8 protein-coding genes are annotated in these 8,632 nt (G+C 42.8%); all 8 read left to right on the top strand.

The window, feature by feature from the left end; all coding sequences use genetic code 11:
* Window positions 1-1,115: pilus assembly protein PilM (locus A3763_RS02030; protein WP_369823077.1), on the top strand; the 1,115-nt coding region annotated here is incomplete at its 5' end.
* Window positions 1,115-1,699, top strand: a complete 585-nt coding sequence (locus A3763_RS02025; protein ID WP_068506592.1) for a PilN domain-containing protein — start codon at window positions 1,115-1,117, stop codon at window positions 1,697-1,699. The genes A3763_RS02030 and A3763_RS02025, both read left to right, overlap by 1 nt.
* Entirely contained in the window at window positions 1,699-2,385 is a 687-nt protein-coding gene (locus A3763_RS02020; protein WP_156494828.1) for a type 4a pilus biogenesis protein PilO, read from the top strand. Before A3763_RS02025 ends, A3763_RS02020 begins: the two co-directional genes overlap by 1 nt.
* A complete protein-coding gene (locus tag A3763_RS02015) occupies window positions 2,385-2,924 on the top strand; it encodes a pilus assembly protein PilP (RefSeq protein ID WP_068506594.1) in 540 nt (179 codons plus the stop codon). The genes A3763_RS02020 and A3763_RS02015 overlap by 1 nt, the downstream gene beginning before the upstream one ends.
* A gap of 88 nt (window positions 2,925-3,012) precedes the next feature.
* Entirely contained in the window at window positions 3,013-5,109 is a 2,097-nt protein-coding gene (gene pilQ, locus A3763_RS02010) for a type IV pilus secretin PilQ family protein (protein WP_068506596.1), read from the top strand.
* Window positions 5,110-5,224: 115 nt separating this feature from the next.
* Complete coding sequence (gene aroK, locus A3763_RS02005) at window positions 5,225-5,749, top strand: shikimate kinase AroK (protein WP_082865394.1); 525 nt, start codon at window positions 5,225-5,227, stop codon at window positions 5,747-5,749.
* A gap of 4 nt (window positions 5,750-5,753) precedes the next feature.
* The gene (gene aroB / locus A3763_RS02000) at window positions 5,754-6,830 is read left to right on the top strand and encodes a 3-dehydroquinate synthase (protein ID WP_068506598.1); all 1,077 of its coding nucleotides are present in this window, start codon (window positions 5,754-5,756) and stop codon (window positions 6,828-6,830) included.
* A 60-nt stretch (window positions 6,831-6,890) separates the two neighbouring features.
* On the top strand, window positions 6,891-8,522 hold the full coding sequence (locus tag A3763_RS01995; protein ID WP_197476020.1) for an AAA family ATPase: 1,632 nt from the start codon (window positions 6,891-6,893) through the stop codon (window positions 8,520-8,522).
* The last annotated feature ends 110 nt before the right edge of the window (window positions 8,523-8,632 follow it).

The raw sequence follows: 8,632 nt of genomic DNA, 5'->3' as shown, positions 1-8,632 counted from the left end.
ATAAGTACATCTCAATCAAAGTAGCTGCCATTAATTTAATGGGTTTTCGCGTGTTTGGATTGTTTGGAAAGAAAAAAGATTCCTTGTTAGGAATCGATATCAGTTCTTCTTCAGTAAAATTATTGGAGTTGTCAAAGAATGGTGAAAAGTTCCGCGTAGAGAGTTACGCCGTGGAACCGCTACCTAGTAACTGCGTAGTAGAGAAGAATATTAATGACTCGGAGTTGGTTGGTGAAGTCATCGGAAAGGTGGTGACTCGCTCGCGTGCTAATAGTCGATTAGCTTCTGCTGCCGTTGCGGGTTCAGCTGTTATCACCAAAACCATACAAATGGCGGGTGGGCTTAACGAGTCTGAGCTGGAAAATATGATCGTTGTCGAGGCTGATCAATATATACCTTATCCTCTTGATGAAGTGGCTATCGACTTTGAAGTGCTTGGCGAGTCAGAGTCGGGCGCTGACCAGGTTGATATATTATTAGCTGCTTGTCGAAAAGAGAATGTTGAACTTCGGGAAGAAGCCCTGGAAATTGGTGGCTTAACATCGAAAGTTATCGATATCGAAGCTTACGCAATTGAACGATCCTTTGAACTTGTCGGTTCGCAAATTGGCGTTGAAGGTGAAGAGCAGACAGTCGCAATTGTCGATGTTGGCTCAACGATGACGACATTGAGCGTACTTGCCGATGGCAAAACGATCTATACAAGAGAGCAGTTATTTGGTGGTCGTCAACTGACAGAAGAAATTCAGCGACGTTATGGCTTATCTTTTGAAGAGGCCGGGCTAGCTAAAAAGCAAGGTGGCTTGCCAGATGACTACGAGCGTGAAGTCTTAGCTCCTTTCAAAGAGGCAGTCGTTCAACAAGTCGCCCGTTCATTACAGTTCTTCTTTTCCTCAAGCCAATATAATGAAGTCGATTATGTCGTGCTTGCTGGCGGTGTCGCGTCAATAAACGGACTTGTAGAGCTGGTTGAAGAGAAAACAGGGATCAAGACTATTGTGGCTAACCCTTTCGTTGATATGACCTTAAGCTCAAAGGTGAATGCGTCTGCGTTAAGCAATGATGCACCATCACTGATGATTGCTTGTGGTTTGGCTATGAGGAGTTTTGATTAATGCCTTCTATTAACCTTAGGCCGTGGCGAGAAGAACTCCGGGCCGAGAAGCAGCGGAATTTTATTACATCGTTGATCGCTGTCCTTGTTGTTGCTGTCGTGCTCGTGTTTTTGTGGCAAGACTATGTTAGCTCCGAAATTGAAACTCAAAAGTCTCGAAATAATTATTTAAGCTCTTCAATGGCTGAGCTGGATAAGAAAATTAAAGAGATCAAAGAGCTGAAAAAAGAAAAGAAAGAGCTTTTGGATAGAATGAAGGTCATTCAGGACTTACAGGGAACACGCCCGGTTATCGTTCGTGTGATGGATGAGTTGGTGAGAACACTTCCAGATGGCCTTTATTATGAAAGCCTTGAGCGAAAAGAGGATCTCATAGAGATTACGGGTTTGGCTGAATCTAATAACCGTATTTCAGGTTTGATGCGAAACTTTGAAACATCAGTCTGGTTTTCTAACCCTAATCTGAAAGACGTGAGTGCGATTAAAGGTGATGACGGGACTCTAAATAGTTTTGATCTTAGTGTTAAGCAGGTGACCCCTGAGTTAGCTGAAGATCAGGAATCAAGTGAAAAGGGGACTAAATAGTGGGTTTTTCTGAATCTATGGAAAGCCTGAAAGGCTTTGATCCCAATGATATAGACTTTAATAATGCAGGCTCATGGCCTACACCTGTTAAAGCAATTGTATTAGTTGTTGTCTTTTTAGCGCTGCTTATAGGCGGTTATTTCTTTCTGATTCAGGATCAATATACCGAATTTGATAGAGTCGCTGCAGAAGAAGCAAGCTTGAAGCAGCAGTATGAAAGTAGAGCTTATAAAGTAGCAAATCTTGAGGCTTTTCGCTTACAGATGGAAGATATGAAAAAGTCTTTCGGTGTACTTCTTAAGCAGTTGCCTGCAAAAACAGAGGTTCCGGGCCTACTTGAAGATATTACCAATACCGGGCTAGGAAGCGGTTTGGAAATTGAATCCATTCAGTTGAAGCCAGAGGTTTCCAAAGAGTTCTATGTTGAATTACCAATGGAAATCGTGGTTGCGGGTACTTATCACGACATCGCATCTTTTGTGAGTGGTGTTGCAAGCTTGCCACGAATCGTGACTTTGCATGATATGAATATTTCCAAGACGCAGAGTAAGTCTAAAGGAAATAGTCAGGGGCGCAGCAGTCATAAGCTGCAAATGACTGTGCAAGCGAAGACATATCGTTATGGTACTGAGGCAGACAGAGAAAAAAGTAGGCAATCTAAGAAGAAGAAAGGGAGGAGAAGATAATGAATAAAATTTTCTTGTCTCTCGTGCTCGTATCAAGTGTTCTATTGAGTGGTTGTGGTACGAGTAGTGGCTTTGGTGATTTAGATCGCTTTATGGCAGAGGCTGATGCCAAGCCGCGTGGAAAAATAGAGGCTTTGCCTGAAGTACAAGTATATAGAGCATTTACATACAGTGCTGCGAATAGACGTTCACCTTTTTTGCCGCCTGAAGATGTTGTGGTAAGCGTGGTAGAGATACAAAAAGATCAAAGTAACGTTAAGCCGGATTTTGATCGAGTTCCTGAGGTTCTGGAGTCATACTCTCTAGGGCAGTTAAAAATGGTTGGTACGCTTCAGCGAAATGAACAAGATATTTTGTGGGCGCTGATTGCTGATGAGTTGCAGAGCGTACATATGGCCAAGGTTGGGCAGTATATGGGTAAAAACCATGGCCGAATTGTAGATGTAAGAGTTGGTCAGATTGATTTGATTGAAATTGTTCCCAACGGATATGGCGGCTGGCTTGAAAGGCCGCGAACCATCTCGCTGGACGATCAGTAATTAAGGGGGCTTGGGAATAATGAATGATATATCAAATAGAGCAAACATGTTTAAGTCAAAAGTAAGTAGAATATTAAGGTTTACAGAAATGGTCCTTCAGACGCGTAAATTAATAACCCTGATTGGAGTTTGCTTCTTTGCAGTAATGAATGCAAATGCCGCTAACCTTAACGATGTTAGCTTCGCTTCTCTGCCTGGAGATCGAGTTGAAATTTCCTTGATTTTTGATGAAACGCCGCCGGAAGTGAATGGCTATACGATTGAAAAACCAGCAAGAATAGCGCTCGATTTACCGGGCGCTAGCAGTAAGCTGGCAGAGAAATACCATAATCTTGGTATGGGAAATGCGAAACGCATGACTGTAATCGGCACCAAGGACCGAACCCGTGTAATTCTTGATTTAGTTGACTTAGTGCCCTATAGCACGCGAACGAGTGGAAATACGCTGTTTGTATTGGTGGGCTCAGAGGGTGCTGGTGAAGCATACCAAGCTGTCGCGTCATCGCCAGAAGCAATGCCAGCAGCGAATACGTTTTCTAGGAAAGTTGCTGCGGATAGAAATGGCATAACCAATATTGACTTTCAGCGTGGTGAAAAGGGCGATGGCCAGATAGTCGTTAGCTTTGCTTCGCCTGACGTAGATATTGATATGTCAGAAGTGGGTGGCCATATTCAGTTACGCATGCCAAAGGTTGACTTACCTATGGGGCTTCGACAGCGTCTAGATGTTGTCGACTTTGCAACACCTGTTCGTCGTATTGATTCAGATATCGTTGATGGTGATGCCTTAATTAGAATTAAAGCTTCTGGTCATTATGATTACCTGGCTTACCAGGCTGATAATAAATTTACCGTGAGTGTTGAAGCGCTAACAGAAGAAGAAGTCGATCAGCGTAAAAAGGATAAGTTTCCGTTTACTGGTGAAAAGCTATCTTTGAACTTCCAGAATATTGAAGTGCGAGCTGTTCTTCAGTTAATTGCTGACTTTACCAGCCTTAACTTGGTTGCAAGTGATACCGTGGGTGGAAGTATTACCCTTCGTTTACAGAATGTACCTTGGGATCAGGCTCTAGAGCTGATTCTAAAAACAAAAGGATTAGATAAGCGAACGGTGGGTAATGTACTGCTTGTCGCTCCAGCCGAAGAAATAGCGGCGCGTGAAAAGCTTGAATTGGAAGCTAACCGACAGGTTGCAGCATTAGCGCCGGTACGTTTGGAGATCGTTCAGATTAACTATGCAAAAGCGGCAGATATTGTGGAGCTATTGCGCCAGGACAGTGAGCTGATTTCAGAGCGAGGCTTTATTTCATCTGATGAACGAACGAATACTATAAGTGTGAGAGAGACATCAGAGAAGCAGGAGCAGATTCGTAAATTGATATCTACCTGGGATATTCCGGTTCGTCAGGTATTGATTGAGGCTAGAATTGTAAGAGCTCGTTCGAATATAGCTGAAGAAATGGGTATTCAGTGGGGCGGTGGCGGTTTAGATCGTAGCGGAGATAACTTGTTCCGTATAGGTGGATCGTCTGGGACGCTTAGTGAACTGACAGATATAGCGAACGGAAATAGTAACAGTATTTCATTTCCAGGTGCTTTGGCTGTTGATTTAGGTGTAACCAGATCGAACAGCTCTTCCTTAGCGATTGGTTTTGGTGGTGATAACTATCTAATTGATATGGAATTATCTGCTTTCGAATCTGATGGAAAGGGTGAGATCGTTGCCCAGCCGAAAATTGTAACGGCTGATCGTCAAACCGCGACAATTAAATCGGGTGAGGAAATTCCTTATCAGGAAGCTTCGTCTTCTGGTGCAACCTCAGTTTCCTTTAAAGAGGCCGTGCTATCTTTAGAAGTGACGCCTCAAATTACGCCAGACGATCAGGTCATTATGGATCTTAAGATCAATCAGGATAACCGTGGCGAAGTGACCGCAGGTATTCCAAGTATTGAAACAAATGAGGTACTAACTCAAGTACTTGTTGGTAATGGTGAAACGGTTGTCTTGGGTGGTATTTTTCAGTCTGAACGATCTACAACTGTTACTAAAACGCCTTTCTTAGGTGACATCCCATACTTAGGTGCTTTATTTACCAAGACTGAAGAGATAGATGAGCGTGCTGAATTACTTATCTTTATCACGCCTAAGCTATTAAAAAATGGTGTGATTGACCAGCAAATATAGGACAATATGTCTTATTGAGCTTAGGTAAAAGGCTGCAGATTGCGGCCTTTTTTCTTTTTAAAATAAACAGGTTAATCTTTACTGACATATTGATTGGCCGGCATAAGATCGAAATATGAGTATAGCTAAACCGTTGATTGTTTTTGTGGGCCCAATGGGGGCAGGAAAAACAACCATAGGAAAAATTTTAGCCAAAGAGCTGAACTTTGACTTTTATGATTCCGATAAAGAGATAGAGCGGCGAACCGGGGCAAACATTCCGTGGATTTTTGATGTCGAGGGCGAAGCAGGCTTCCGGGATAGAGAGAGCCAGGCAATAAAAGATTTGTCAGCACTTAAAAACGTCGTCTTGGCAACAGGTGGTGGTGCGATGATGCGCCCCGAGAACAGAGAGTGTGTGAACAACACTGCTTTTGTAGTGTATTTGAATACCTCAGTCGAGCAGCAGTACAAAAGAACTCACAAAGATAAGAATCGACCTTTGTTGCAGGGAGACAAAGATGCTCGTCAGGTCTTGAGTGATTTGTATGCGACCAGAGATCCAATTTATCGAGAAGTTGCTGACTATGTAATTGATACAGACAAAAAGTCTATGAAAGGTATTGTTAAAGATATAATCAGCGCGATAGAAAAAGAGTGAATAAATGATTGAGTTAAAAGTAGATTTGGGTGAGCGTGATTACCCAATTTTTATTGGCGAAGGCTTATTGAGTAATCCATCTCTCTATCAGCCCTACATTGCCGGAAAAAAAGTAATGCTGGTGACAAATGAGACAGTCGGGCCTTTGTATGAGCAGCAAGTTAGACAGGCATTGTCTGGCTATGAGGTTGATAGCGTGGTCTTGCCTGACGGAGAGCAATATAAGAATTGGCAAACCTTAAACCTGATTTTTGATGCGCTACTAGAGAAGGCTCATTCCAGGAAGACGACTATCGTTGCGCTGGGGGGTGGTGTAATTGGAGATATGGCAGGTTTTGCTGCATCAGCTTATCAGCGTGGCGTAGATTTTATTCAGGTGCCCACGACGCTTCTTTCGCAAGTAGATTCATCTGTAGGTGGAAAAACTGCAATCAACCATCCTTTAGGTAAAAACATGATAGGTGCTTTTTACCAGCCTAAAGCCGTTATCATTGATATTTTGACCTTGCAAACTCTGGCTTCAAAGGAAGTTTCAGCGGGCCTGGCGGAGGTGATCAAATATGGTTTGATCCGTAAGCCAGAGTTCTTTGACTGGTTGGAGGCTAATGTTGAGGCCTTAAGGTCCTTGGACTCTGATGCTTTAACCTACGCGATTAAAGAATCTTGTTCTTGTAAAGCGGAAGTTGTTGAACTAGATGAGAAAGAGGGTGGGCTTAGAGCAATATTAAATCTAGGGCACACATTTGGCCATGCGATTGAGACTTATGAAGGTTATGGCTCTTGGCTTCATGGTGAGGCGGTTGCAGCGGGAACAGTTATGGCAGCAGAATTGTCGAGAATGGAAGGCTGGATTAGTGATGAAGATGTTTCTCGAATTTCAAATATATTGCTTGCTGCTAACTTGCCAATTGAAGGGCCGGAAGGCATGTTGGCTTCAGAATATGAACGACTAATGTCTGTGGACAAAAAGGTAATGGATGGAACGCTCCGTCTTGTGCTTTTGAAGTCGATTGGTGAAGCTGTTGTGACAGCAGACTTTGGCGCTGATTCTCTGGCAAATGTTTTGGGTGGCAAAGCTTAATTAGAAGCAATTACTTGGTTCGATTAATTTTGTAGGTGAGTCGATAAGTCTGATATGAGTGTGACAAAAAATAATAATGTTTTGAGTGAGCAGCTCATTTCGCACTTTAACTTGAAAGAAAACCCATTCGATGAGCGAATGCTAGTATTTTTTGAGGGGGCGCAGCGTCAGCATAATTTAGAAACACTGCGCCATATGTCGACCTTTGGCGATATGGTTCTCTTGCTTACTGGCGAAAAAGGTGCTGGCAAAACCACTCTACTTAATAAATTTGCAAAATCTTCAGCTGGCGAGCTGAGTATCTACGTTACAGATGCTCAGGAGCTTGCTAATAAGGAAAAGTCGAAATCTGTTATACATGACTTTGGCGAGCTTGTTGGTTTAGATTCGATAGTTGGTGAAACTACGCGTCAATCATTTTCCCGTTTATTGCAGTATTTGGAAGATGAGTTCAAGAAAGATGGTGTGAGAAAGGTTCTGGTTTTTGATAACGCAGACCTATTATCAAAAAAAGAGCTTCAATTTTACTTTTCATATTTCAGTCAGTTGCCTAAAGAAAGCGGAGTGGTAGCAATTTTTTCGGGTTTGCCAAGCTTGCTGCAGCTTGCTCGTTTGAGTCACATAGAAGGTGATGACGAGTGGTTGCATCAAATGCAGCTTAAGCCTTTAGGTGCTTCAGATATGCTGGAATATCTCCAGTTGAGATTGGAGTATGCTGGCTATACCGGCTTGTTAGAGCTGTCAGAAAGTCAGGTGCAACATTTAATTGATATGGGGAAAGGTTTGCCTGGTCGGGTGAATCGTTTGTTCAGTAGTGTCGTGTTAGAACCGGGGGCATTAAAGCTACCGGTTAAGAGCCGTAAAGGAGTGCCGAAGCAGGTTTTTTGGGGTGTTGCCGTTCTGCTTTGCTTCTCATTTTTACTCGTGTCTTATCAATATGGCTTGTTTACTGAAGGAGATAGCGAAGCAGTCGCGCACGAGCAGCCGGAGCAAGAGAATAACTCTGATGAAAATAAAGTGTCTCTCGTAGAGCAACAGAGAGAAGCAAGGTTAAGAATGCTTGATCAGGCCCTGTCAGAGAGTTTGGCTAAAGCTTCAGAAAGCAATATAGATAGTTTGGATAAAGGTCGTCAGGGTAGTGGCGAGATTAAAAAAGGTTCGCTCAATAAGCCTGAAATGTCGGCGTCTCGATCAATTCCAGAGAGCGCTGGTGTTAAAGAGCTTGTTGAGCCCGACAAGGTACAAGATGGCACTCTAGCAGATAAAGAAGTTAGCGTTCCAGAATCGGATCAACTAGTTAGCGATACTTTGCAGATAGAGAAAATCGCTAAAAATGTACAGGAAAAAATTATTCCTGCCGCAGAGAGCAGCCGTGAAATACTTAAGCCGTTCTTTAAGGGGAAAGCATGGGTTGCATCCCAAAACTCAAGTGGTTATTCAGCTCAAATTTTAGGTAGCTATAACGAGAAAACAGCGATAGACTTCGCAAAGCGCGTAAGTAAAAGTGCTCAGCCGATATACTATCTTGAAACGCTGCATCGCGGTAAACCCTGGTTTGTTGTTTTTTATGGTGTTTATCCTGATAAGGCTTCCGCCAATGCTGCGCTCAAGGTGGCACCTAAAATTATTACTTCTCAACAGCCTTGGTTGAGGAGTTATGCTGGAATTCTCAAGTCTTATCCGAGGCAATAACTAAATTAGTTTTTTGAAGCTATCTATTTGAAATATAAGGATAGTTTATGCTTTTCTACGAGTTTTTTCTGCTTATACGCCTTCTTTAAGTTTGTACTGAATAAGCACGA

This window comes from Oleiphilus sp. HI0128, assembly GCF_001635365.1.
This window is presented reverse-complemented; position numbering and strand designations above follow the sequence as displayed.

Coding starts and splice junctions, on each gene's coding strand:
- A3763_RS02025 (WP_068506592.1), top strand. CDS start 1,115: ATGCCTTCTATTAACCTTAGGCCGTGGCGAGAAGAACTCCGGGCCGAG.
- A3763_RS02015 (WP_068506594.1), top strand. CDS start 2,385: ATGAATAAAATTTTCTTGTCTCTCGTGCTCGTATCAAGTGTTCTATTG.
- pilQ (WP_068506596.1), top strand. CDS start 3,013: ATGGTCCTTCAGACGCGTAAATTAATAACCCTGATTGGAGTTTGCTTC.
- aroK (WP_082865394.1), top strand. CDS start 5,225: ATGAGTATAGCTAAACCGTTGATTGTTTTTGTGGGCCCAATGGGGGCA.
- aroB (WP_068506598.1), top strand. CDS start 5,754: ATGATTGAGTTAAAAGTAGATTTGGGTGAGCGTGATTACCCAATTTTT.